This is a genomic window from Pseudomonas haemolytica (assembly GCF_009659625.1).
Classification (GTDB): Bacteria; Pseudomonadota; Gammaproteobacteria; order Pseudomonadales; family Pseudomonadaceae; genus Aquipseudomonas; species Aquipseudomonas haemolytica.
In genome coordinates, this window is the sequence record NZ_VOIW01000001.1 from 801,011 (window position 1) to 824,878 (window position 23,868).

The following is a 23,868-nucleotide window of genomic DNA, read 5'->3' on the forward strand; positions in this document are numbered from 1 at the left end:
TGGTGACTTTATCACGAGCTGGCGTTGATCCTGATCAAGATGCGCCACGCGGTACGGGTTGATTCTGTCGGCATAACGCCTCTGAGGATTGACCATGAGCAGCACGTTCTTCATCCCCGCCGTCAACATCATGGGCATCGACTGCCTCGACGAAGCCATGACCGCCATTCGCAACTACGGCTTTCGCAAAGCATTGATCGTTACCGACGTCGGGCTGGCCAAAACCGGCATGGCCAGCATGATCGCCGAGAAGCTGGCGATGCAGGACATCGACTCGGTGATCTACGACGGCGCCAAGCCCAACCCCACGGTGGAAAACGTCGAGAAAGGCCTGGCGTTGCTGCAACAGAGTGCCTGCGATTTCGTGGTATCCCTGGGCGGCGGTTCGCCCCATGACTGCGCCAAGGGTATCGCCCTGTGCGCCACCAACGGCGGGCGTATCGGCGACTACGAAGGTGTCGATCAGTCGAGCAAGCCGCAATTGCCGCTGGTGGCTATCAACACCACCGCCGGCACCGCCAGCGAGATGACGCGGTTCTGCATCATCACCGACGAAACCCGCCACGTAAAAATGGCAATTGTTGACCGCAACGTCACGCCGCTGCTGTCGGTCAACGATCCGGCGCTGATGGTTGGCATGCCCAAGGGCCTCACTGCCGCCACCGGCATGGATGCGTTGACCCACGCCATCGAAGCCTATGTATCCACCGCCGCCACGCCGATCACCGACGCCTGCGCGATCAAGGCGATCGAGCTGATCAGCGCCAACCTGCGCCTGGCGGTGCGCGACGGCAGTGACATGGCCGCCCGGGAAAACATGGCCTACGCGCAGTTCCTCGCGGGCATGGCCTTCAACAACGCGTCCCTGGGTTTTGTACATGCCATGGCCCATCAATTGGGCGGCTTGTACGACTTGCCCCATGGCGTATGCAACGCAGTGTTGTTGCCCCACGTACAAAGCTTCAATGCCAGTGTCAGCGCCAAGCGCCTGAGCGACGTGGCCCGCGCCCTTGGTGCGGACATCAAGGGTATTACTGCAGAAGAGGGCGCCCAGGCAGCCATCGCGGCGATCCGCGGGCTGTCCCAGGACGTGGACATCCCAGCAGGCTTGCGTGAACTCGGCGCCAAGTTGCAGGACATTCCGCTGCTGGCTACCAATGCGCTGAAGGATGCATGTGGGCTGACCAATCCGCGGCGGGCGGATCAGCGTCAGATAGAGGAGATTTTTCGTAGCGCGTTTTGATCCGACCTGCAGCGGACGACGCATACAAACGCGCCGCCCGCCAACGCCACACACATCAACGCCAGCGGCCACGCCTGCTGACTCACCAGCAGGCTCGCCACGGCGCCGATCATCGCAGCCATCATCTGATGCATAAACCCGCTCAGGGCCATGGCGTAGGAGCCACTCACGGGTGACTCATCATTGGCCAGGGACAAACTGATGGGGTAACTCATCGACTGCCCCAGCACCGCCAGGCAATACGGCAACCACAGCAGTACGGCGAGCCCGCTGGCAAACACACTGCTCAGCAAAAGGATGGCCGTACCGAGCAGCATAAATGCCACGCCTGCACTCATCATCGTCAAGCGGCCTGTGTGTGCAACGAAGCGATTGACCATCAACGCACCTGCCAGGTAAGCCCCGCTGATCGGCCAACCCAGCCAGCCGTACTCGGCAGCGCTCCACTGAAAATGTCCCTGCAAAATCAGTGGTGCGCAGGTGTTGAATGCAATGATCACCCCGTAGCCCAAACCGCCGGCCAATGCCGCGTGCAGAAAGGGGGGATGTCGCACAATCGCGGTGTAAATACGCCAGGCGCATGCCGAGGAACTGGCTTTTGCGGGCGTAGAAAATACCACCCGCTGCAACACCGCCATCAATGAGATGGCCCCGATCGCCAACGTATAGAAGATCGACTTCCAGCCAAACGCCACTTGCAACAACGAACCTACGAATTGGGCGATACCCAAGGCGACCACGAAGGTCATCCCCAGCCACGACAGACCCTTGGCCAATAGTGCGCCGCTGAAGCTGTCGCGCACCAACACCCGCGCCATGACGGACACACCGCCAGCCCCCAAACCCTGAAGCAGGCGCAAGGCCAGAAATGACTCAGTGTTGAACGCCGATGGAATCGCCGCACTCGCCAGGGCATACACCGCCAATGCTGCAAGTAACACTGGCTTTCTGCCAAACCGCTCACCCAGGCTACCCCACAGCAGCATTGGTAATGCCATGCCCACCAGGTACACCGCGAGGGCCAGCGCAACATAGTCTTCAGCGGCGGCTAGCGTTTGGGCGATAGCTGGGACGGCGGGCAGATAGCTGCTGATACCGGCTTGGGCGAGGAAGGCAGCGCTGCAGGCGAGGGCAAGAGTGATATTGCTTTTCAATAGAAGTTGTCCTTCATCCTAACCCTGCAGGAAACATTGCTAGTTCGGCATGATTTACACGGTTTCCAATCACCCCCCAGTAGTTGCAGTTGCTAATTGTTGGTCAGGTAAGTGGTCTTGGGTTGTAGTGTGAGTTGATATTAGTTGTTGATTTTATATTTGTCCATTAAGAGGGCTAGCTGCGTACAGAATGATTTTATCGTTGTGTGACTCATATCTGCTCGAAGAGTTATGCGTACAGCAGCCCGCCCTCTTGGAACTACCGGAAAAAATACAGCAGATGTAAAAAAACCTATGTCCGAGAGTTGGATGGCGAGTGCATTTGCTTTGTCAGCCTCACCACAGGTAATCAGACGTATTGCCGTGTATGTGCCGTGTTGTTCGGTATGTATTAGTTTGTCAAATAGTTGGATGTTGGATTGGAGTTTTTCTTGAAGTGTGCGCAGTTCTTCAGTTTGATGTATTTTTAGCGAGGCCAGTCCTGCCCCAATAGCTGCTGAGTTTAGACTCTGCGACCAATTGCTAGGGCCTCCATAACGATACATCAAACTTTTTTGCTGTTCGGTGCCAAACATTATCAATCCTCCGCTAGCACCAAAAGATTTCCCTAAAGAAGCTACAATTAACGTCTGATCGTCTAGCGCTCGCATGCAGGGTCGGATGAAGCCATACCCTTTCTCTCCGAAGGCCGATAGAGCATGTGAGTCGTCCATATAGAGAAACAGTCCGTAACGGGCTTTTAAGTAGAGCAGTCCCTCAACGTCCGCAACGCCACCCATGCTATATATTCCGTCAGCTATATACGCGACATATTTGCGTTTTTTACATAAGTCCTCAATGAAAGAAAGGTCGTTGTGGGGGGCGGTCTTGACTTCAGTTTCATCAGCGCATGCGGCTTTGATGTGATTCATCGAGTAGTGAGATTGTTTGTCGAATACCATCGTTGGCGGGCAGTTGTTAGTAAAAGCACCGCTCGCGAGCAGGGGGAGCAGTCCAGAACTAGCAGCGCTGCAAGACAAAGTGCTTAAACAAATTGAGTTAAAGTGAGCTGATAGTTCTAGTTCGTACCGTTCGAGTATTTCCAATTTGCATCTGTTTTTTGAATTTGCAATTCGGAGGGTTTTGGCTTCCCTTATTCCTTGTATCGCGCCGTCTATTATACTTGGGTGGTGGTCGAGCCCGAGATATGAGGTTGTGCAGAAGTGATGGAGGTTACGTTCATATTGATCTGTTAGGTAGTTGTTGTGTGTGACGGTGACATTGAGTTCGCATATTCGCCCCCTCTTCGCTGAGTGCCAGTCTGTTTCGGCTAATTCGATAAGTTTTTTGTAATTTGAGAATTTGTTTGTAAGTGATGAGCTTTCCACTTTTCTAGCCGTCCTTTGGGGTTTCGGAAAACAGTAGCGGGAAAGTTCTATTTCGATAAGTCAGACGATTCCTATGCGCACCTCTCCGAATGGAGTTTTTGGTGTGTGCGAAATCCTACTTTTTGTGATGGCAAAGGAATGTCATCTGAGTAGCTACCTTCAACGTTCTGCTGTATTGGTGGACGATCCGAATGTATGGTTTCGAACGCGTAAAATTTTTCTCAATGGCATACGAATCGGTGGGATTGTGCGTCCCTGGATTGAGTAAGGTGTCAGTGTGCAGAGCGGATTTTCCGATAGCGTTCAAAAGGCTCGTATGTCGGCTCGCCCAGTCAGTAGGATGAAGGAGTATTTAATGAGAGTTCTGTTATTCGGCGCCACCGGCATGGTCGGCCAGGGCGTGCTGCGCGAGTGCCTGCTGGCGGCTGATGTGCAGGAAGTCGTCGCCGTCGGCCGCACGCCCTTGACCCAGGAACACGGCAAGCTGCACCAGGTGCTGCACAGCGACATGCTGGATTTCCAACCCCTGGAAAACCTGCTGCAAGGTTTTGAGGCGTGTTTCTTTTGCCTCGGCGTTTCGTCGGCAGGCATGAAGGAAGCCCGGTACACCCACCTCACCTATGACCTGACCCTGGTCGCGGCCAGCACCCTGGCACGGCTCAACCCACAGATGACGTTTATCTACGTGTCGGGTGCCGGTACTGACAGTTCCGAGGTGGGCAAGTCGATGTGGGCGCGGGTCAAGGGCAAGACGGAAAATGCCTTGCTGCGCCTGCCATTCAAGGCGGTGTACCTGTTCCGCCCGGGGATCATCCAGCCGTTGCATGGCGTACGTTCGAAAACGCCGTTGTACCGATCTTTCTACAGCGTGCTCGGGCCGTTGCTCTCGTTTGTGCGGCGGACAAAACCGGGTTGGGTGGTGAGCACCGAGACCGTCGGCCGGGCGATGTTGCAGGCCGCGAGCCAGGGCGCGCCGCAGCCGGTGGTCGAGCAGGCCGAGATCAATCGCCTGGCCGCTGAGCGTCGCTGATAGTGCACAGGAGCCTGGTGTCTCGATCTGATCAGCTGGCCGTTGCCACTACGCGAGCGGGTATGGCGCTGAACTGAATCAACGCCACGCCGGCGATCAACAACAGCGCGCCCAGCACCCGCGGCGTGGTCAACTGGCGTTCCACCAGGCCGAACAGGCCGAAGTGGTCGAGCAGCAACGACGCGAGAATCTGCCCGGCCATGGCCAGCGCAATAAACCCTGATGCACCCAGTTTGGGTAGCAGCATCAATGCCAACGAGATAAAACACACGCCGAAGGCACCCCCGGCCCACATCCACAACGGTGCCTTGCTGATAAAGGCCAAGCTCGGCAGTGGTAAACGCAGCGCCACGATCACCGGCAGCAGCACGATGATACTCACCAGTAACGAAGCCAGCGTGGCCCACAACGGATGGCCGAGCCCGCGCCCGAGGTTGGCGTTGATCGCACTTTGAAACGGCACCACCGCCCCGGCGATCACCGCCAGCGCTAACAAACCCAGCCAATGCAAGGTGGTCATCTCACTATCTCCCAGAGGTTTTGCTGGACTCTAGGCTATTCGTCACGCAAATTTAAATTCCAAGTTCTTATGCCGAGCATGCAGCTGATGAATGATCTGCGTCGCATCGACCTTAACCTGCTGGTGATTCTCGACGCGTTGCTCAGCGAGCAACACGTCACCCGCGCTGCCGAGCGCTTGCATCTGAGCCAGCCGGCGGTCAGCCATGCGTTGGCGCGTTTGCGCGATATGCTCGGTGACCCGCTGCTGGTGCGCCAGGGCGGCACACTGGTGCCAACGGCTCGCGCCCTGGAGTTGGCCGCGCCCTTGGCCGAAGCCCTGGCCCAGGTGCAGGCGTTGCTGGCGCCAAATCGTTTTGACCCCGCCTCGGCCAAGCGCCGGTTTCGCGTGGCGATGTCGGACTACAGCGCGGCGATTTTCCTGCCAGGGTTGGTCCGTGTCCTACGCCATGAAGCGCCTGGCATCGACCTGCAGATCATCCAGGCCAGCCGCGAAGGCATGGTTGATGGCGTGCTCAATAGTGATCTCGACCTGGCGGCTGGCGTATTCCCCGACATGCCCGCCGAACTGCGTACTACGCCGTTGTTCGAAGAGCATTACACCTGCCTGGTCGACCGCCACAGCCTTCCACCCAGCGGCGTGCTGGACCTGCCGACCTACTTGTCGCGTCCCCATGTGCTCCTGGAGATGCGCGGTAGTGGCACGCCGGAAATCGAACGCGCACTGAGCGCGATACGTGAACGACGGCATGTGGCGATCAGCCTGCCGCATTGGGGCGTTGCACCGCAGTTGATCGAGGGCACGGACTTGGTCTTGACGGTGTCGTCCCGAGGTTTACTGAATATCGATCATCGGCACCTGCTGGCCGTGCCTGCGCCGTTTCATATTCCTTCGTTTGCTTTTGAGCTGGCCTGGCATGTGCGGCGGGGAGGGGATTCGGGGTTGCAGTGGTTGATTGGGCGGGTACGGGGTGTGCTGAGTGAGTAGGCCCGTATCACCACGATTTCGGTGGCTGGCGACGGGTATGAAAAATCCGCATTACCTGTAGTCGCCCCTCTCGAATTCGGTAAGGAACAATGTAGGGCCATCGAGGTACAACCCACTCCCGAGTCCCAGGCACTCGGCCCTCTTTGCCCATCGCGGGAAACTGCGCGACATTTTCGAGGCCACTCAAAATTGCCTGGACAAATTCATGCGCAGCTTTGGGGTTTTCTTCGGCAATATAAGCCGCTTCATCGTCTAGGTTTCTTAGGGCTGCCCGCAGCCACTCAACCTGCATTGGTGCGCCATTTGTCAGCGACAGCTTTTACTTCGGCAGCCGTGGCGAAATCACCCGCATCCGCTTCTTTCAGTGCTTTTTGAATTTCTTCGATTTGCCATGCTTCACGTGTCAAGTATTCGCGTAACGCATCAACGGCGAGAAAGGATTTGCTGCGACCGGTAGCCTTGGCGAGACTGGCAAGCGTGTCGGCGACGTCTTCCGGTATACGTAGGGACATAACAGACATATGAACCTCGATGTAGTGATGTGTAGTGCAACATACTACATCGTCACTGCATCAACGGTTTGCTCCGTTCGTCAGGGGTATTCTGATCAAGGAAATATTCATGCTTTCTGGACTCAACCACCTGACCCTGGCGGTGACCGACGTGCCGCGCAGCGTCAGTTTTTATCGCGACCTGCTGCACCTCCAACTCGACGCTACCTGGGACAACGGTGCCTACCTCTCATTACCCGGGCTCTGGCTCTGCCTGTCGCTGGACCCGTTGCGCCCGACCGCGCCGGCGGCGGATTACACCCATTACGCCTTCACCGTCGAGGCCGCTCATTTCGCCGCGTTGGTCGAGCGCCTGCGGGCGGGCGGCGTACAGGAGTGGCGCGATAACCGCAGCGAAGGCGCGTCGTTTTACTTCCTCGATCCGGACGGCCACAAGCTGGAGGCTCATGTCGGTGACTTGGCCTCGCGCCTGCAAGCTTGTCGCGCCAAGCCTTACGCGGGAATGAAGTTTTACCCGCCGCGCTGAAACATGCAGAATCAATCACCTTCACACGTCTGTCAGAGCGTCTACCCATGACCCCATCCTTGCTGCTCGCCGTCCTTGCCTCGGGTTTTATCTACGGTATTACCCCCGGCCCAGGTGTCTTGGCTGTGTTCGGCATCGGCGCTGCCCGCGGCCGGCGTGCCGGGGCGGGTTTTCTGTGTGGGCATTTGCTCGGCGACGTGGTGTGGTGCAGCACGGCGCTGATTGCCATCGTCGGTGCGCGGGAAGTCGGTAGCAGTGCGTTTGATGTACTGGGTGTACTCAGCGGGTTGTATTTGTTCTGGCTCGGCTGGCGCGCAATCCGTACCCAGCGCCGTAGCGGTGATGCGCCTCAGGGCGCGGCGAGGCACCCGTTCTGGCATGGCATTTTGTTCGGCCTGACCAACCCCAAGGCGTACCCGGTTGCTGTCGCGACCTTCACCGCGTTGCTGTCCAGCCGTGCCGAATTGCTGACTTGGTCGATGCTGCCGTCGCTGATCTTCATGAGCTTCATCGGTGGCCTGTTGGCCTACGCGATCCTGATCGGCGTGGTCGGTGCTCAGCGAGTGCGCACGGTGTACCAACGCCATGAAATTCTGATCACCAAGCTCTGCGGCGTAATGTTTATTGGCTTCGCCATCAATGCCCTGGCGCACGCCTTACCGGGCTTGTTCGGTAGCAAACCGGCCTGAGGCGTCCACAACCGTTCGTCGCACTGGCAAGTTTTTTCTAAACCTTTGCCGCCTTGAAAATTCGAATTCAGGGCGGGGCGTGTTTCCCCGCACTTATTTTTGCCCTGGAGGAACCCATCATGAGCCGCATGGCTATCCGGTTACGCACCGCCAGTTTCGCGATGCTGCTGGGCCTCGGCGCCAGCAATGCTTTCGCCCAGTCGCCTGCTGAATTCATCGAGCAGGCTTCGGCCAAAGGTATGGCCGATATCGAAACCAGTCGCATGGCCCACGCCAAGACCTCGTCCCAAGAGATCAAGGACTACACCATCGAAGTCATCAACGAGCGCACCCTGGCCAACCAGCACTTGGCCGCCATCGCCAAGAAGCTCGATTTGCCGGTGGCCCCACGGGATAAGATCGTTGATAAAGCCGAAACCCTGATGCCCGAACTCAAGGATGGCGACTCCTTTGACGCCGCCTATACCGCGCAACAGGTCAAGGAAAACGAAGACGCTATCGCCCTGTTCAAGAAAGAAGGCGCCGCGTCGGATGTGCCGGAGATAAAAGCGCTGGTGGATGAGACGCTGCCCAAGCTCGAAGAGCGTCTGCAAAAAGCCCGAGCCCTGGCATCGACCTATGGCAAAGGTCATCAAGGGGACGGTTGAGGCCGCTGCTTGAAATGAAAAACGGCGGTTGGAGCTTCTCCAACCGCCGTTTTTTCATGCCTGGTTGAGGTCCGTCTTGTTCGGAGCTGCGTCGTCGGCTGCGGCGCCGCAGCTGCTGTTCAAACTTACGGTGCCGGTGTTGCCGATGCTGCGGTATTCCTGGCGCAGTTTTTCCAGTTCTTTGCGGTCCAGGCCGTCGAGGCTGAGCACGGCGTTCTGGGCATCCTTGGACACGCGCAGCAGTTCATCGATCTTGATATGCAGAATATCGTTGTCGCGGTTTTGCGTGTTCTGGATGAGGAACACCATCAGGAACGTGATGATGGTGGTCGAGGTGTTGATGATCAGTTGCCAGGTGTCGTTGTAGTGGAAATAAGGCCCGCTCAGGCTCCACAGTAAAATCAACGCGACCGCCGCATAGAATGTCCGGGCACTGCCCGCCCAACGAGAGAGGGATTGGGAGACTGCGGAGAATTTCATGACCGTTTTCCTTAAAAGAGGTGATGAAAATACTGACCGCAGGCATTCGCTGAAATTTCTTTTTACAACTTAACGTCTGGGCAAATGTGTGCGTTTTTTTTCGGATCTTTAGGATCGAGCCTACGGCGCCATGGAGCAGCGAGCACAAGACTGGGTTTTTATCTGGATATTCCCATGTACGCTGACGCCACCTGCGACCTGTCCACACGTTATCACCTGACCGAAGATCATTATTTTGCGGCAACCTGCGCGCTGCATCGGCGTTACAGCGCCGGTATCAACGCTTACTTCATTGACGAGCATTTTGTCCCGTGGAACCTGTTGTTTATTCGTGTGGGCAGCGCCCCGTCGGGGGAGGCAATGGTGCAGCCCTTGGAGTTGATCCGCCGCACCCTGATCGAAATACGCGTAGTGATCCACGAAGAAAAGGTCCAGGGATTACGCGAAGTGCTCACGGGGCTCGATTTTCAGCCTGCCGAAAAGACCACCGTGATGGTCCTCCAATTGTCGCGTTTTGTTCCATCCAAGAGTGAGGGCGGTGTGCAGATCAGCCTGACACGGGACTTGAACGCGTGGGCAATTCCACTTGGCAACGCGTTCGCGATGCTGCCCGAAAGCGTGGTGCATTATCAGGAGCGGCACCAACGAGCCCTTGAAGCTGATGAGACCCTTTACCACTTCACCTTGTCCGTAGAGGGGCAGGTGAGCAGTTCGTTGACGTTGTCTCTCTGTAAGGGAGAGGCCCGGCTTAATGATGTCGGCACTCTCATAAGCTTTCGTGGAAGAGGTTACGCTACGCAATTGATTCAAGCTGCGCTGCTTCACGCCGCGGCCTTGGGCGCCAACCGATGCTTTCTAGAGGCATCGGAGGGCGCCGTCCCGCTGTATTGCAAGTTGGGTTTCGAGCGTTTATTCGACTACCAGTCTTTTACGCGCCAGGCAGTTGCAGTGCCCTGATCAGAACACCATTTTTGTTTGACCGCGATCCTCGAGCGTCAACAGATATTGCTTGGCCTCAAGCCCTCCGGCAAACCCGGTGAGTCCGCCCGAAGCCCCCACCACTCGATGGCACGGTGCGATGATTGAGATTGGATTACGCCCGTTGGCGGCACCTACTGCGCGCACGGCTTTCGGGTTGCCGATCTGCTGGGCGATCTGGCTGTAGCTGCGGGTTTCGCCGAAGGGAATGGTCAGCAGTGCCTGCCAGACTTGTTTTTGAAAATGCGTACCGGTGAAGTCCAGCTCAAGCTCGAACTGTTTGCGCGAGCCGGCGAAGTATTCCGTCAACTGGCGTTCGGTCTCCAACAGCACGGGGTTATTGCTGGCCTCGACCAGTTCACCCAGGCGTACGCGGTTGGCGCGTTCCACTTCCCACAGGATGGCGCTGAGTTTGCCGTTGCGCGCCACTAGGGTCAGTTCACCGACAGGGGAGGGCATGAGCTTGTATTCGTAAGTCATGAGCAGGTTCCTCGAAGGGGCGTCAATGCGTACAGCGCTACTGTAGTTCCACCAGCGGGTTTGCAAACTACGTTTCTTGCGATCAAATTCTTCGCAGCCTAGAAGTTCCAGTAAACCCAACTGGAGTAGTACGGGTACCAGTAGAACCAGGAGATCCTGTAAAGCCCCATGAGCACTGATGCATGGCCTATCATCACCAACGAAAGCACATTGAGAAGGCTTATCACCCAAGCAAACAGCGTTACGCTTCGGCTGGCATGGCGCGAGGCAAACCTTACGCCATAAACCGACGCGGCTATCGATCCGAGTGCCAGGAACCAGCCCAGAGGAAATGGCAGCGTTAAAAACGAGACCAACAGCGGTAACACCACCACCCAGCCGACCACTTGGCGCAGGATAGGTTTTGGCGTGGGGTGTCTGGTTTCAAGCATTGCAGCGCTCCGCTCCGTTGGGTGGACGAGCTGACATCATCCCGATGTGAATTCGTCACCGCCGTAAGATTTTACTTAGAAGCACCTACCGGTCCTGCTGCAATACCTTGAGCGCTGCCGAGGCCAGGAACCCCGAGCGACTTTTTTCTTCCGGATGACTCAACACATATTCATCGATGCGATTGAGCAGATACCCTGGCAGGGTGATGTTGAGTTTTTGCGCCTTGCCCAGGTACTTGGTGACGTCGATGTCCACTACTGCCCAAGTGCAGCCGGCGTATTGTGGGTTGGCGGCATGCAAGGTGACTTTCTGTGCGTTGGGGATCGGCGCGCCATCTTCTGCGAGAATCTCGAAGTGCCCCTCGATGGCTTCGCGGGCCATGGCCATGGCGTCGTCCAAGTCATCGCCAGCAGAGTAGCAGCCAGGAATGTCCGGGACTTCCACGCCCCACGCGTGGTCTTCGTCGCCCGATGAAATTGCGATGGGGTAAAGCATGTGCGTTGCCCTCCAGGGACGGTTAACTCAACAGAGCCTGTTTCAAAATGCTCTTGGCGGCTTTATCCAGCAGGTCCTTTTTTGGATGAGGGATCGTTACCAGCCCCGGCTTTGTCGGGTGCTTGAAGGGGTGGTGACTACCCCTGGTGCGCACCAGATACCAACCGTCTGCAACGATGTGACCTATCAAATATCGGCTGTCCACATCACCTCCTTGTGGTGTGTGTTGGTGGTGACTATAACCACTGAAGAGAAATTATCAATACTCTACCTACCAGCGGTCGATGTCCGCTGTTTCGCCAGGCGTTGAATGAAGTATATGGGCGCGTGGAAATGGCGCTGCAGAGAGATATTGCGAGGTTTTTCGGGGTGTTACCGGGTGTGTAGTGCCTGCTCAAGTACACCAAGAAATGCATCCGCCAAAATATTTCTAGTTGATGCTGGGGTCAGCACCAGCAACTGCGCACAGGCATCCACTTCCTGCATTGGCCTATAGGTCACGCCCTTGTTCATCAAACTCTGCGTACATTCCGGCACCAGCGCCACGCCTTGTCCGGCTGCCACCAGCGCGATGATCGAGGTGATCTGACGCCCTGTCGGTCCAGGGCGTAGCGGGTGGCCATGGTGTCGGTAAAGTTGTTCGATGGATTGGTTCAAGCCAGACCCATAATCGGCGGGAAACAGAATCAACGGATAAGTGCTCAGTTGCGCCAGGCTGACCATCGTCTGACTCGCCAGCGGGCTGTCGCTGGAGACCGCCGCCACCAACCGTTCCTCACCCAAAGACAACGTCCTGACATCAGTACTTTGCGGCAACAGGCGGCTCAAGCCGATATCCAGGCGGCCATCCGCAATCTGCGCACCGAGGCTGCCGGAGGCGCACTCCACCAAGGTCAACTGCACATCGGGAAAGCGCTGGGCGAAGGTCTGGATGGCCTGGCTGAACAGGTCCGACAGGACGATTGAGCTGACATAACCCAATGCCAGCTGACCCGCAGTGCCAGCAGCCAATTTACCGGCGATCACTTGCGCCAATTCCACCTGCTCCAACACCCCCCGGGCGTAGGGCAGGAACGAACGCCCCTGGGCGGTGAGGGTGACCGTGCGGCTGGTGCGATCAAACAACCTGAATCCCAACTCGGCCTCCAGCGCGGAAATCTGCCGAGTCAGCGGTGGCTGGGCCAGATGCAGGCGAAGTGCCGCGCGGCCGAAGTGCAATTCTTCAGCGACCGTCAGAAAGTAACGCAGCTTGCGTAGGTCGAGCATCCTGGTCCTTGGGTATCAATCGGTCGGAATTCGGTATTGGTTTAAGGGTTGCCCGTCATTCTATAAAGACCGCACAAAATAAAACGAGAGGTTTCATGAAACCGCGCCTGCATTGTGCCCGCCTTGCCCTGTTCCTGTGTGGCTGTGCGGCGTTTCTCAATCTCTATGCCACCCAAAGCATCCTGCAAGTGTTCGCCGCGCAATTTCATATCAGCGCCAAGGCTGCTGGCTGGAGTATTACCGTGACCACACTGGCTGTGGCGATCACTGCCCCGTTCGTCAGCCGCCTGACCCGGCGCTTCGAACAACGCACCGTGATCGCAGCGGCGGCGCTGCTGTTGGCCGGGCCGGCGTTGATGACGGCCTACGCTGACAGCTTCGCTGAAGTGTTGGTGTGGCGCTTTGTCGAGGGCATGCTGATCCCGGTGGTGTTTGCCACCAGCGTTGCCTACATCGGTGATCGCTGGCGCGGCGGCACGGTGACGGAAGTCACCAGCCTGTATGTGGCGGGCACTGTGTTGGGTGGGTTTGCCGGGCGATTCGTCACCGGAGTGGTAACCGAGTACGTGGGCTGGCGTGAAGCGTTTGAGTGGCTGGCGGTGTTGAGCTTGATGGTGGGCGGGTTTATCCAGTTTCTGTTACCGCCCAACTGCCCGCGGGCGCAGCAGGTCAAGGCTGCGTCGTCAGGTGTCTGGCACAAGCCGTTACTGGCCGCTTACGCCGTAGGCTTTTGCGTGTTGTTCTCGCAAGTCGCTGCTTTTACCTACGTAGGTTTGTACCTTGGCCTACCACCGTTCAGCCTCGGACCTGCTGCCTTAGGGACGCTGTATATGGTGTTCCTGATGGCGTTGATCGTGATACCCATCGCCGGCCGCCTCAGCAAAGCCCGCCCACATGCCGAACTGCTGAGTGTCGCCGCCGTAGTGGGCGTCTGTGGTTCTGCCCTGACCCTGTTGCCCTCCCTGTGGTGCATCGTGGTGGGTCTGGCACTCAGTTCCACCGGCGTGTTCCTCGCCCAGGCCGCTGCCAATGCCTTCACCACCGCCAGCGCCGGCGACAACAAGGCCGGTGCGGTGGGGGTCTACCTCACCTGTTATTACCTGGGCGGTAGCTGCGGCGCTATCGCCCCGGCGCTGATCTGGGAACGCTGGGGCTGGGCCGGTTGTGTGGGGCTGATCATCGGTTTCCAGCTGCTGACCCTGTTGATCGCGTTGACCGGTTGCAAGCCCCTTAAACCTGAGCCGATCCCCACACCATGAACGATGCCGTTGCTGCACCTTCGCCCGAATTATCCAGGCGTTGTCGCAGCCTGTTGGCCGGTTGCGGCGCTCACGCCGTGCACGATGGCCTCACCGATGTGATCTACGTGCTGCTACCGATCTGGCAGGCTCAGTTCGCCTTGTCCTACGCTCAGGTTGGCCTTTTGCGTGGCGCCTATTCCGGGATGATGGCGGTGTTTCAGTTGCTCGCCAGCCGTGCTGCCAAACGTTGGGGTCGCACACCGATGCTGGTGGGCGGCACGGCGCTCGCGGGTGTTGCCTACCTGTTGGTGGGACAAGCGACTGGGATTGGCGTGTTGCTGCTGGCGTTGCTCCTGGGCGGCTTGGGTGCCAGCACGCAACATCCACTGGCCTCCTCGATGGTCACCGATGCTTACGAAGACGGTGGCGGGGTCAAGCAGGCACTGTCGCAATACAACTTTTCCGGCGACATCGGCAAAACCCTGATTCCAGGTTTGGTCGGATTGCTGCTCACCGTTGTCAGTTGGCGCGCCAGCGCCACACTGCTGGGGCTGCTTGGGCTGGTGGCGGCGGGGTTGCTGTGGTGGCTGATACCTGCGCGAGCAGCCGAATCGATTGCTATAAAAAAGACCAAGGCCCTTACCGGAAACGGCTCCATCGCCGGCCTGCGCGCGCTGATTCTTACCGGCACCCTCGACAGCGCTGTGCGCATGGGCTTTCTCACCTTCCTGCCGTTCCTGCTTCAGGCCAAGGGCGCCGGAACTGCGGGTATTGGCCTGGCTCTGACCTTGCTGTTTGTGGGAGGAGCCTTCGGCAAACTGTTCTGCGGCTATCTCGGCGCTCGCATCGGGATGATGCAGACCGTGTGGATCACGGAAACCAGCACCGCACTGCTCATCGTCGCAGCGGTGTACCTGCCGCTGAGCGGCTTGATGATGATGTTGCCGGTGTTGGGGCTGGTGCTCAATGGCACGTCCTCGGTGCTGTACGGGGCCGTGCCCGACCTGGCCGGTGCAGGCAAGCGGGAGCAGGCGTTTGCGCTGTTCTACACCGGCACCATCGGCGGAGGCGCGCTGGCACCGGTGGTGTTTGGTGGGGTAGGGGATTCGTTGGGTGTGCCGGTGGCGCTGATGGTGTTGGCCGGGATGTTGTGTATGACGTTGCCGTTGGCGTGGGTGGTGCAGCGTGGTTGCACATTTCAAACATAAAAAAACCGGCCACCAAGGACCGGTTTTTTATGCATCTCCCGCCAGAACCATCCTGACGCAAGCGCAAAATCTGAGTGGAGCGGGTAGAGGGAATCGAACCCTCGTCGGAAGCTTGGGAAGCTACTGTTCTACCATTAAACTATACCCGCTCAGAGCGGCTGACTTTGTACCAGATGTTCATCGGGATTTGAAGTTTTTCTTCGAAAAATGTGTGGGTTGCAGGTGGCGAGGGGGCTTGCTCCCGCTGGCGTGCGAAGCGCTCCCAAAATAGTGGGGCCGCGTCGCACGCCGGCGCAAGCAAGTCTGCTCGCCACAGTACACCTTCATTTCAGAGTGCAAATGCATGCTGCGCCTGACCCTGTTGATACCGCAACCGGCTTACCTGCCGCTCTGGTTTCAAGAAGCCCACCACTGCGTTACGGCTATCCCGGCACGCTGCTTTATGCTCCATATCCAGGAAATGCCCCGTCGCCTGAATGGTGCTGAAGCTGCTCTGGGCTACATGCTGACCAAACAGCTTCGCATCCTCGGCGCTGGTGTACTCGTCCCATTCACCGTTCAAGAACAGCACCGGGATGTCGATCTGCTTGGCTGCCTTGAGGTAGCACTGCCGGTCACTGTTGAGCACATGGCTGATGTGAAAGTGCATTTGCCCGTATTCGTGCTCGGCCAGGCTGCTGACGTGGCGGTAATTGAAGCGTTTGAACAGCGACGGCAGGTGTTTGCCGAGGGTGCTGTTGACCAGGTGGCCGACGCGGTCACGGTCAAGGTTGCCAAGGTAGTCGACGCCACGTTCGAGGTAATCGCGCATGGGGGTGTTGATCACCGGCGAGAATGAGCTGATCACGGCTTTTTCCACGCGCCGAGGCCGTTGCGCAAGGGCGACCAACGTTGCAGCGCCGCCCCAGGAGAAGGACAGCACGTGCTCGGCGGCGAAGTGGTCGAGCAGTTCCAGGAGGATCTGGCCTTCGACTTCCTTCGTCAGCATCTGCTCATGGCGGTTATGGATTTTAGAACGGCCAGCGTAGGGCTGGTCGTACAACACCACATTGAATTGCGGGTACAGGCTTTTCACGGTTTGAGCGAAGCACGCCGTGGTCGCCATGGAGCCGTTGACCAGGACGATGGTCTTTTCAGCCGCGTCCGCGCGATAGAACTCGGTGTACACCCGATACTGACCCTGTATATCCAACACAGCGATTTCTGGCCTCATGTCGTAAGACTCCTGGCAAGCGGGTAGTGCGCGCAGATCACTCTGCACGAGCTTTGTGACAGGTAGGCATACGCCTGGAAAATGAGGGCCCATGTCGGTCCGATGACGGCTGGCCGGCGGGTGTTGTTATGGTGGGCTGTTTTGCCGGAAAGGCCCGTGGATCAAGCGCGGGCAAGGCAAGGTGTTTCTTGGAGGTATGGGGCGAGCCAGCCGTCATGATTTGGCTGAAGCCCTGATTCAAGCAGCACAGACGACAGGTCGCAAGGCGAAAGGCCGGTTTTTTGCCATCACCGGCTGAACGGTCGTCAGACTTGTCGGATTTCGTCGTCGGTCAGTGGCCGGTATTGGCCCGGCGCAAGGCTTGCATCCAGCATCAAAGGCCCCATTCGCTCACGATGCAGGCCGGTCACCTTGTTATCAAAATGCCCGAACATACGCTTCACTTGGTGATAGCGGCCTTCGATGATGCTCAAGCGCGCCGTCCTGGGGCCCAGCAGCTCAAGTTCGGCGGGTTGGGTGGTGAGGTCTTCAAAGGCGAAATACACACCGGCGGCAAACGTCGTCGCGTACTCCGAGCCGATGTCCTGCTCGGTTTCCACATGGTAAACCTTGGGTAACTTGGTTTGCGGTTGAGTCAGGCGTCGCGACCACTGGCCGTCATTGGTGATCAGCATCAGGCCGGTGGTGTTGAAATCCAGGCGGCCGGCGATGTGCAGCTCGGCCTTGTTCGGTTCATCCAGCAGGTCGAGGACCGTGGGGTGTTGCGGGTCCGAAGTGGCGCTGACGCAACCCTGGGGTTTGTGCAGCATGAAATAACGTGCCGGCTTTCCCGCTTGCAGTACTTCGCCGTCAACGCAGACCAGGCTGAACTCGCGCACTTCATGATGGGGATCGCTGACTGCAGCACCATCGACAGTTACCCGGCGCGCCACCAGTAGCAGGCGTACTTGCTTGCGATTGAACTGTGCCAGATTGCTGAGGAAGCGATCAACGCGCATTGCGGTTACGCAACTGGTCGTCCGCCTGGGCACAGCGAGGGCACAGGCAGGCTTTATTGCGCAGTTCATCAGGCAGGGCTTCAAGCACCGCGGGGTCGATGGTGACGCTGTAGCACCAGCAGGCTTGGTCGGCTGTGCGCGGATCGGCCAAGGTACAGTCGTTGCGGGCACCGCAGGCGGGGCAGAGGGTTGGCGTGGTCATCGGTCGGTTCAGGCTATATCGGGCAGGGGGGCGCAAGTCCTGCACGATACAGCGCTGCTCGGTCCTGTTCCATCGCCATGACCTGGAGGCCGGCATTCAGCTCGTCTGAAACAGATGTTTCTGCTTATGTCGGTGGCGCACCAGATTCGGTTTTTGATGTCAGATGTTTCGTCATTCAGTGAAGGCTGAATGCCGCTTTCCAGCGTCGCTGGAGGAGCTCTTCCGCGGTCCAGGAGGCCGCCATGTATCGACGACTGCTACTTATCGCTTTGCTCGGCCTGACCCTGTCAGCTTGCGTGCCCTATTACGATGGAGGCGCTACCTACTATCGCTCCGAGGTCTACACCGCACCGACGCCGGTCTATTACTACGGCGGTCCGCGTTATGCCCCGTATGGGCGTAGCTACTACGCCCCAGTGCCTCGCTACTATGCGCCACAGCCTCGTTATTATTCCGCGCCGCGCTACTACCAGCCGGCGCCACGCTATTACCCAAGGGCCGGTTACAGGCCCTATACGAATCAGGGGTGGGGTAATCACGGCGGCAACGGTGGGTACGGACGGGGAAGCGATCATGGAGGTGGCCGCGGCGGCCACCGTTAAACCATTTGAAAAAAGCGGCGCATGAAGCGCCGCTTTTTTATGGTGCCGTATATCCATACTGTCAGATTTAACAGCTATCTTTGCGGTTTCGGCTGTATTTCACTGTGGGAAAGCCGTTGTGCTTTTCCATGGAGAGAGCGGGCTAATGGAACCTCATATGTTCAAGCGACTGATGTGTGCGCTCCTGTTGATGAGCGGCGTCATTGCACAGGTGAAAGCAGAGCAAGGCTGCCCTTATCCCTCGACGGTCAAGTATGCTGACCAGCATTTTCACGCCGTGGATAAAGGCCTGCTCTGGCAAAGTCCGAAGGTCAGTCACCGGGACTTCGTCGACCGGTTCGTCGGTGCAGTCTTTGTACCGGGCGAGGACCAGGAGAGGGAAAATGGCTACATGGACAAGTGCATTTACCGCACCAGTTGGGGCAGCGTCGTAGCGTTGCGGCCAGACAAAGGCAACGGGGTGATCAACATGTCGTTGACCAGCACCTTGCATTGGGAGTTGCAGGCGGGTGCGTTCGGAATGCCAGTGTATCTCTGCACGGACAGCCAGCCGGACAACTGCGCTTTCACGATCAACGACAAAGAGAGCTAACCTGTCAGTAGTCCGATAAATCTGCCAGAGGATTCCTACCTTCCCATGCCTTGTTGAAGTGTGCCTGCACCACCGCTTCTGGAAGCGTATTGATATCCGGCCAATGCCAATGGGGCGTCTGGTCCTTGTCGATCAATCGGGCCCGGACCCCTTCGGCGAATTCCGGATGACGGCAGCAATTGAGGCTTATGCTGTACTCCATCTGAAACACCTGGGCCAAGGAAAGATGGCGCGCGCGCTTAATTTGTTCCCATACCAGGTGCGCCGTCAGAGGGCAGCCTTCGGAGAGGGTCTTGCCGGCACGGCTCAATAGCGGGTCGTTGTGATCGCGCAGCAGGCTCAACGCCCGCCAGGCGCACCGCACATCGCCCACATCCAGCCATTCGTCGATTTGGTCGCGGCGCGGCAGCCACTGTGCTTCGGGTTGTTGGCTGACTGCCTCCTGGGCCAGGGCTTTGAGCAAACTGTTGAGCTGCATCGCGGTTTGTTCTTGCCAGTTCAGTTGCAGCAGGCCCTCAATCAGCTCGTCTTTCTGGTCTTCACGCAGGAAGCGGTCGGCGAGTCCCAGATCCAGTGCGTCGCGCCCGTTGATATGGGCGCCGGTGAGGCCCAGGAACAAACCGAGCTTGCCCGGCAGGCGGGAAAGAAACCAGCTGGCACCTACATCCGGATAAAGGCCGATGCTGATCTCGGGCATGGCCAGACGGCTGCTCGGCGTAACAATGCGCACGGATGCGCTTTGCAGCAGGCCCATCCCACCGCCCAATACATAGCCGTGGCCCCAGCAGATCAGCGGCTTGGGGTAGGTGTGCAGGCGGTAGTCGAGACGATATTCGGCAGCAAAGAATTGCGCGGCGAGGGCCGGCACTTCGCCGGGTTGTTCACGGCATTCCTGGGCCAGGCTGCGCACTTCGCCACCAGCGCAAAAGGCCTTTGGCCCATTGCCGCGCAGCAGCACGCAGACGATTTGCGGGTCTTTGGCCCAGGTATCCAGGCGCTCGCCCAAGGCCAAAATCATCGGCAGGGACAGGGCGTTAAGGGTTTTTTCCGCGTCCAGGCTGGCGATGCCGATGCGGGCACCGCCACTGCCGGTCAGTTCTTCGAAGTGCAGGTTCATCGTGACCTCAATCGAGAAGGTGAAGGATGAGTATGATCCCTTCGTGGGAAAGTGCCGCCGGTGTGTCAGACCAATTGACAAGCGGAGTCGGCTTTCCTAGGGTTCGCCTCATTCTTTTTTACAAGACAATTCAACCATGACCGATGGCGACCGTATCAAACTCGAACCCAGCTGGAAACACGCCCTGCGCGATGAGTTCGAGAAGCCCTACATGGCCCAGTTGCGCGAGTTCCTGCGCCAGGAACATGCCGCCGGCAAAGAGATCTACCCGCCCGGCCCGTTGATTTTCAACGCCCTCAACTCCACGCCTTTGGACAAGGTCAAGGTGGTGATCCTCGGCCAAGATCCGTACCACGGCCCAGGCCAGGCCCACGGGCTGTGCTTCTCGGTGCAACCGGGCGTGCCGGCGCCGCCGTCGCTGGTCAACATCTATAAAGAACTCAAGCGCGACCTGAACATCGACATTCCCAACCACGGCTACCTGCAAAGCTGGGCCGACCAGGGTGTGCTGATGCTCAACACCACCATGACCGTGGAGCGCGCCAATGCCAACGCCCATGCGGGCAAGGGCTGGCAGTTCTTTACTGATCGGATTATCGAGGTGGTCAGCGAGCATCAGCCCCACCTGGTGTTTTTGTTGTGGGGCGCGCATGCCCAGGGCAAGCAGAAGTTGATTGATGCCACCAAGCATTTGGTGCTGACGTCAGTGCACCCGTCACCGTTGTCGGCGTATCGCGGGTTTATTGGGTGCGGGCATTTTAGCCGGGCCAACAAATTTCTTGAACAGAATGGCGAGGTGCCGATCGAGTGGCGGTTGCCGCCGCTTTAAGGCGGCAACGCGGGGGGAAACTAATTGAGAACGCCCCCTAGATCTTGTCTGGCTGGCGGTTCCAGTGTCGGAACAACGGCTCTGCGAGAAACAACACAAACAACAAACGCATCACCTGCATCGCCGTCACCAACGGCACCGACAATTGCAGCGTCTCGGCTGTCAGGCTCATCTCGGCAATACCGCCAGGCATCATGCCCAACGTCAGTGAGCGCAGGTCCAGGTGCGTCAGTGCACTCAAGCCCACCGCAGCCAATGTCGCCAGCGCCATGGTCAGGGCCGTGCCGATCAAGGTACGGCCCATGAATGCCGGCGCCCTACGGAAGAACTGGCGGTTGAAGTGGCAGCCCAGACCGCTGCCGATCAACCATTGGCCGATCTGGCTGCCGCCGTCGGGCAGGCCAATGTGTAAATCCCAGCTCACGCTGGCGATGGCACTGACCAGCAATGGCCCGAACAGCCAAGGGTTGGGTTGGCGCAAACGCTGCCAGCCCCATGCCACCAGCGCACCTGTCGGAAACAGCAGGGCCAGCCAGGCCCAGTCTACCGGCGCCGGATGAAACTGCGGTGCGCCGCCGCCCAGCAGATACTTGAAAATCGCTGGCACACACAACACCACCACCAGCACGCGCAAACTTTGCCCCGCCGCCACCCGGCTAAGTACCGCGCCATTACGTGCGCCGAGGTTGACCATCTCCCCGGAGCCGCCCGGCATGCTCGAGAAAAACGCCGTGGCGCGGTCTTCACCGCTGCGGCGCATCAACCACACACCGACCACGCTCGACAAACTCGTCACCAAGGCACCGAAGAAAATCAGGCCGAAATGGCTCATCACTTGCTCGATCACCACCGGCGTGAAGTGCAGGCCTATGCCTATCCCCACCACCCATTGGCCGCATTTGCGCCCGCCGGGAATCTCCGCCAATTGCCACGGCGTGAGGCAACGCACCAGGATGATCGCCAGCAACGAGCCGACCATGTACGGCAACGGCCAGCCGACCAGGCTGGCCAGGTAACCGCCGGCCAGGCCGACCAGCGGTGTTCCCCACCAATGTTTAAAGGTGACCTCAGACATCAGCCACGGCACGGCGCTGCAGGGCACGTTTGCGGTAAATGCGCACCAGCGGGAAGGCCAGCATCAGCGCGGTCAGCACCCACACACCGAAGGTGATCGGGCTCGACCAGAGGATCTGCAGGTCACCGTTGGAGATCGACAGCGCGCGGCGCAGGTTCTGCTCCATCAAGCCGCCGAGGATAAAGCCCAGCAGCACCGGCGACAGAGGGAAGTCGAGTTTGCGCAGGATGTAGCCGAAGATACCGATGCCGACCATCAGGAACAGGTCGAACGTGGTGGCGTGAACCGCGTATACACCGATCGCGGTGATGATGGCGATCACCGGCACCAGCGCCCAGTTCGGCACGGCAAGGATGCGGGTGAAGATGCGGATCATCGGGATGTTGAGGATCACCAGCATGATATTGGCGATGAACAACGAGGCGATCAGGCCCCAGACGATGTCGGGTTGTTGTTGGAACAGCAGCGGGCCCGGGGTGATGTTGTACAGCGACAATGCGCCGATCATCACTGCCGTGGTGCCCGAACCGGGTACGCCGAGGGTCAGCATCGGCACCAGGGCGCCGCAGGCGGAAGCGCCAATGGCGGTTTCCGGCGCTGCCAGGCCGCGCATGTCGCCCTGGCCGAATTTACCGCTGGCACCCGCCAGGCGTTTTTCGGTCATGTAGGCAACGGCCGAGGCCAAAGTCGCCCCGGCACCTGGCAATACGCCCATGATGAAACCGAGCAAACCGCAGCGGATGTTGACGACGAAGACCGCGCCAGCTTCCTTGAGGTTGAACATCATTCGTCCGGTGGCCTTCACGGCTTCCTGGCCACGATGGGTTTTTTCCAGCAGCAACAGGATCTCGCTGATGGAGAACAGGCCCAGTACTAACACCACAAACTGGATGCCGTCGGTGAGATGGATGTTATCGCCGGTAAAACGGTACACGCCGCTGTTGGCGTCGATGCCCACCGCCGAGAGGAACAGGCCGATCAGCGCTGCTACGAAAGTTTTCAATGGCTTGTCACCGGCCATGCCGCCGAGACAGACAATCGCGAACACCATCAGTACGAAATATTCCGCCGGCCCGAAGGCAATCGCCCATTTGGCCAGCAACGGCGCAAACAGCACCATGCCGCAGGTGGCGATGAACGCACCGATGAACGAACTCCACGCCGACAGCGACAGCGCTACGCCAGCCAGGCCTTTGCGGGCCATCGGGTAGCCGTCCAGGGTCGTCATCACGGTAGAGGCTTCACCCGGGATGTTGAGCAGGATCGAGCTGATACGGCCACCGTATTCACAGCCCAGGTACACCGCTGCCAACAGGATCAGCGCCGATTCGGGTGGCAGCCCCAGGGCAAACGCGATGGGGATCAACAATGCTACGCCGTTGATCGGTCCCAGGCCCGGCAGCAGGCCTACCACGGTGCCGATCAGGGTGCCGCACAGTGCGGTCACCAGGTTATAGGGGCTTAGCGCGACGCCGAAACCCTGGCCCAAATAGCCGAAAGTATCCATATCAGTTCTCCAGAACGTCGAGCAGGCCGAGGGGCAGCGGCACATCCATGGCTTTATCGAACAGCAGGTAAAGACCAATCGCCATCAGGCTGACGATCACCACGCTGGGTAACCAGCGGCCGCCATACAGGCGCGCCATAGGGATGCCGATCAGCATGCTGCTAAGGATGAAACCAAGGGGTTCGAAGGTGCCGGCGAACACGATCAACAGCGCGACGCACGCGCCGATCTTGATCAGGGTTTCGCGGTCCAGCGCGGGTTCTTCTTCGGTGTGCTTGGTCGGTTGCGGGCGAAACAGCATGTAGATCAGCGCCAGGCTCATCAACCCGAGCATCAGCAACGGGTAGGCCCGAGGCCCCACGGGCTCGTAGGAAAACGATGCCTGGTATGGCCAGGCCATCAGCGCGAGGACGGCGCAGGCCATCAGCAGCGTGGCGGCGAAAATGCGTTGTAAGAGCATGGGAAACTCCTGGGCCAC

Annotated in this window: 30 protein-coding genes and 1 tRNA gene; 12 read left to right on the plus strand and 19 right to left on the minus strand. The window is 58.6% G+C overall.

Going from position 1 to position 23,868, the window contains the following annotated elements; genetic code table 11:
* Positions 1–94 precede the first annotated feature (94 nt).
* Complete coding sequence (gene yiaY, locus FRT59_RS03630; RefSeq protein ID WP_034118571.1) at positions 95–1,243, plus strand: L-threonine dehydrogenase; 1,149 nt, start codon at positions 95–97, stop codon at positions 1,241–1,243.
* Here yiaY and FRT59_RS03635 read toward each other — a convergent pair.
* Both FRT59_RS03635 and FRT59_RS03640 read right to left on the minus strand, forming a co-directional pair.
* Positions 1,210–2,397 (minus strand): MFS transporter, encoded by a 1,188-nt coding sequence (locus FRT59_RS03635; protein WP_153870415.1) that lies wholly within the window; start codon positions 2,395–2,397, stop codon positions 1,210–1,212. The genes yiaY and FRT59_RS03635 overlap by 34 nt on opposite strands.
* A 140-nt stretch (positions 2,398–2,537) precedes the next feature.
* Positions 2,538–3,764, minus strand: coding sequence for an aminotransferase class I/II-fold pyridoxal phosphate-dependent enzyme (locus FRT59_RS03640; protein WP_198809579.1), 1,227 nt, complete (start codon positions 3,762–3,764; stop codon positions 2,538–2,540).
* 355 nt (positions 3,765–4,119) lie between these two features.
* Here FRT59_RS03640 and FRT59_RS03645 point away from each other — a divergent pair, with 355 nt between their 5' ends.
* Positions 4,120–4,794, plus strand: coding sequence for an NAD-dependent epimerase/dehydratase family protein (locus tag FRT59_RS03645; protein ID WP_153870416.1), 675 nt, complete (start codon positions 4,120–4,122; stop codon positions 4,792–4,794).
* Between the two features lie 31 nt (positions 4,795–4,825).
* Here the strand turns inward: FRT59_RS03645 and FRT59_RS03650 are convergent, their stop codons facing one another.
* Positions 4,826–5,314, minus strand: a complete 489-nt coding sequence (locus tag FRT59_RS03650; RefSeq protein WP_034118575.1) for a DMT family transporter — start codon at positions 5,312–5,314, stop codon at positions 4,826–4,828.
* A gap of 78 nt (positions 5,315–5,392) precedes the next feature.
* Here FRT59_RS03650 and FRT59_RS03655 point away from each other — a divergent pair, with 78 nt between their 5' ends.
* Complete coding sequence (locus FRT59_RS03655; RefSeq protein ID WP_411829027.1) at positions 5,393–6,301, plus strand: LysR family transcriptional regulator; 909 nt, start codon at positions 5,393–5,395, stop codon at positions 6,299–6,301.
* Positions 6,302–6,308: 7 nt separating this feature from the next.
* Here the strand turns inward: FRT59_RS03655 and FRT59_RS03660 are convergent, their stop codons facing one another.
* Together FRT59_RS03660 and FRT59_RS03665 are read right to left on the minus strand one after the other, a co-directional pair.
* Positions 6,309–6,593, minus strand: a complete 285-nt coding sequence (locus FRT59_RS03660) for a type II toxin-antitoxin system RelE/ParE family toxin (protein WP_153870418.1) — start codon at positions 6,591–6,593, stop codon at positions 6,309–6,311.
* On the minus strand, positions 6,583–6,822 hold the full coding sequence (locus tag FRT59_RS03665; protein WP_034118577.1) for a CopG family ribbon-helix-helix protein: 240 nt from the start codon (positions 6,820–6,822) through the stop codon (positions 6,583–6,585). The genes FRT59_RS03660 and FRT59_RS03665 overlap by 11 nt, the downstream gene beginning before the upstream one ends.
* A gap of 100 nt (positions 6,823–6,922) precedes the next feature.
* Here FRT59_RS03665 and fos point away from each other — a divergent pair, with 100 nt between their 5' ends.
* From fos to FRT59_RS03680, 3 genes are all read left to right on the plus strand, one after another.
* Positions 6,923–7,339, plus strand: coding sequence for a fosfomycin resistance glutathione transferase (gene fos, locus FRT59_RS03670; protein WP_153870419.1), 417 nt, complete (start codon positions 6,923–6,925; stop codon positions 7,337–7,339).
* Between the two features lie 47 nt (positions 7,340–7,386).
* Positions 7,387–8,028 carry a LysE family translocator gene (locus FRT59_RS03675; protein WP_153870420.1) on the plus strand — a complete coding sequence of 214 codons (642 nt, stop codon included), beginning with the start codon at positions 7,387–7,389 and terminating at the stop codon, positions 8,026–8,028.
* A 119-nt stretch (positions 8,029–8,147) separates the two neighbouring features.
* On the plus strand, positions 8,148–8,675 hold the full coding sequence (locus FRT59_RS03680; RefSeq protein WP_034118580.1) for a DUF4142 domain-containing protein: 528 nt from the start codon (positions 8,148–8,150) through the stop codon (positions 8,673–8,675).
* A gap of 54 nt (positions 8,676–8,729) precedes the next feature.
* Here FRT59_RS03680 and FRT59_RS03685 read toward each other — a convergent pair whose 3' ends face one another.
* The gene (locus FRT59_RS03685) at positions 8,730–9,155 is read right to left on the minus strand and encodes a low affinity iron permease family protein (RefSeq protein ID WP_153870421.1); all 426 of its coding nucleotides are present in this window, start codon (positions 9,153–9,155) and stop codon (positions 8,730–8,732) included.
* A gap of 174 nt (positions 9,156–9,329) precedes the next feature.
* Here FRT59_RS03685 and FRT59_RS03690 point away from each other — a divergent pair, with 174 nt between their 5' ends.
* A complete protein-coding gene (locus FRT59_RS03690; protein WP_153870422.1) occupies positions 9,330–10,112 on the plus strand; it encodes a GNAT family N-acetyltransferase in 783 nt (260 codons plus the stop codon).
* Here FRT59_RS03690 and FRT59_RS03695 read toward each other — a convergent pair whose 3' ends face one another.
* The 5 genes from FRT59_RS03695 to FRT59_RS03715 all read right to left on the minus strand — a co-directional run bounded on the left by FRT59_RS03695 (position 10,113) and on the right by FRT59_RS03715 (position 12,806).
* Complete coding sequence (locus FRT59_RS03695) at positions 10,113–10,613, minus strand: methylated-DNA--[protein]-cysteine S-methyltransferase (RefSeq protein ID WP_153870423.1); 501 nt, start codon at positions 10,611–10,613, stop codon at positions 10,113–10,115.
* Between the two features lie 98 nt (positions 10,614–10,711).
* Positions 10,712–11,044: a hypothetical protein gene (locus FRT59_RS03700; RefSeq protein WP_153870424.1), complete on the minus strand. Its 333-nt coding sequence runs from the start codon at positions 11,042–11,044 to the stop codon at positions 10,712–10,714.
* A gap of 85 nt (positions 11,045–11,129) precedes the next feature.
* A complete protein-coding gene (locus tag FRT59_RS03705; RefSeq protein WP_034118585.1) occupies positions 11,130–11,540 on the minus strand; it encodes a type II toxin-antitoxin system HicB family antitoxin in 411 nt (136 codons plus the stop codon).
* A 22-nt stretch (positions 11,541–11,562) separates the two neighbouring features.
* Entirely contained in the window at positions 11,563–11,745 is a 183-nt protein-coding gene (locus tag FRT59_RS03710; protein ID WP_198809580.1) for a type II toxin-antitoxin system HicA family toxin, read from the minus strand.
* A gap of 167 nt (positions 11,746–11,912) precedes the next feature.
* Positions 11,913–12,806: a LysR family transcriptional regulator gene (locus FRT59_RS03715; RefSeq protein ID WP_153870425.1), complete on the minus strand. Its 894-nt coding sequence runs from the start codon at positions 12,804–12,806 to the stop codon at positions 11,913–11,915.
* Positions 12,807–12,901: 95 nt separating this feature from the next.
* On the opposite strand from FRT59_RS03715, the gene FRT59_RS03720 reads away from it, so the two are divergent.
* Positions 12,902–14,065 carry an MFS transporter gene (locus FRT59_RS03720; protein WP_034118587.1) on the plus strand — a complete coding sequence of 388 codons (1,164 nt, stop codon included), beginning with the start codon at positions 12,902–12,904 and terminating at the stop codon, positions 14,063–14,065.
* Positions 14,062–15,255 (plus strand): MFS transporter, encoded by a 1,194-nt coding sequence (locus tag FRT59_RS03725; RefSeq protein ID WP_153870426.1) that lies wholly within the window; start codon positions 14,062–14,064, stop codon positions 15,253–15,255. The genes FRT59_RS03720 and FRT59_RS03725 overlap by 4 nt, the downstream gene beginning before the upstream one ends.
* Before the next feature lie 75 nt (positions 15,256–15,330).
* Here FRT59_RS03725 and FRT59_RS03730 read toward each other — a convergent pair.
* From FRT59_RS03730 to FRT59_RS03745, 4 genes are all read right to left on the minus strand, one after another.
* Positions 15,331–15,404, minus strand: a tRNA-Gly gene (locus FRT59_RS03730).
* A 179-nt stretch (positions 15,405–15,583) separates the two neighbouring features.
* Complete coding sequence (locus tag FRT59_RS03735) at positions 15,584–16,468, minus strand: alpha/beta fold hydrolase (protein WP_153870427.1); 885 nt, start codon at positions 16,466–16,468, stop codon at positions 15,584–15,586.
* A gap of 305 nt (positions 16,469–16,773) precedes the next feature.
* Positions 16,774–17,466 (minus strand): pseudouridine synthase, encoded by a 693-nt coding sequence (locus FRT59_RS03740; RefSeq protein WP_153870428.1) that lies wholly within the window; start codon positions 17,464–17,466, stop codon positions 16,774–16,776.
* Positions 17,456–17,668, minus strand: coding sequence for a cysteine-rich CWC family protein (locus FRT59_RS03745; RefSeq protein ID WP_034118591.1), 213 nt, complete (start codon positions 17,666–17,668; stop codon positions 17,456–17,458). Before FRT59_RS03745 ends, FRT59_RS03740 begins: the two co-directional genes overlap by 11 nt.
* Positions 17,669–17,910: 242 nt before the next feature.
* Here FRT59_RS03745 and FRT59_RS27105 point away from each other — a divergent pair, with 242 nt between their 5' ends.
* A complete protein-coding gene (locus tag FRT59_RS27105) occupies positions 17,911–18,270 on the plus strand; it encodes a hypothetical protein (protein WP_233094147.1) in 360 nt (119 codons plus the stop codon).
* A gap of 157 nt (positions 18,271–18,427) precedes the next feature.
* A complete protein-coding gene (locus FRT59_RS03750; RefSeq protein WP_153870429.1) occupies positions 18,428–18,862 on the plus strand; it encodes a DUF3757 domain-containing protein in 435 nt (144 codons plus the stop codon).
* Positions 18,863–18,866: 4 nt separating this feature from the next.
* On the opposite strand, the gene FRT59_RS03755 is transcribed toward FRT59_RS03750, so the two are convergent.
* Positions 18,867–19,979, minus strand: coding sequence for an enoyl-CoA hydratase/isomerase family protein (locus FRT59_RS03755; RefSeq protein ID WP_034118594.1), 1,113 nt, complete (start codon positions 19,977–19,979; stop codon positions 18,867–18,869).
* Between the two features lie 136 nt (positions 19,980–20,115).
* On the opposite strand from FRT59_RS03755, the gene ung reads away from it, so the two are divergent.
* Positions 20,116–20,808: a uracil-DNA glycosylase gene (gene ung, locus FRT59_RS03760; protein ID WP_153870430.1), complete on the plus strand. Its 693-nt coding sequence runs from the start codon at positions 20,116–20,118 to the stop codon at positions 20,806–20,808.
* A gap of 37 nt (positions 20,809–20,845) precedes the next feature.
* Here ung and FRT59_RS03765 read toward each other — a convergent pair whose 3' ends face one another.
* From FRT59_RS03765 to FRT59_RS03775, 3 genes are read right to left on the minus strand one after another with little or no spacing between them, the layout of a single operon-like run.
* Entirely contained in the window at positions 20,846–21,883 is a 1,038-nt protein-coding gene (locus FRT59_RS03765) for an AbrB family transcriptional regulator (protein WP_034118817.1), read from the minus strand.
* Positions 21,876–23,390: a tripartite tricarboxylate transporter permease gene (locus FRT59_RS03770; RefSeq protein WP_038848176.1), complete on the minus strand. Its 1,515-nt coding sequence runs from the start codon at positions 23,388–23,390 to the stop codon at positions 21,876–21,878. Before FRT59_RS03770 ends, FRT59_RS03765 begins: the two co-directional genes overlap by 8 nt.
* Position 23,391: 1 nt before the next feature.
* Entirely contained in the window at positions 23,392–23,850 is a 459-nt protein-coding gene (locus FRT59_RS03775; RefSeq protein ID WP_034118597.1) for a tripartite tricarboxylate transporter TctB family protein, read from the minus strand.
* Positions 23,851–23,868: the final 18 nt, after the last annotated feature.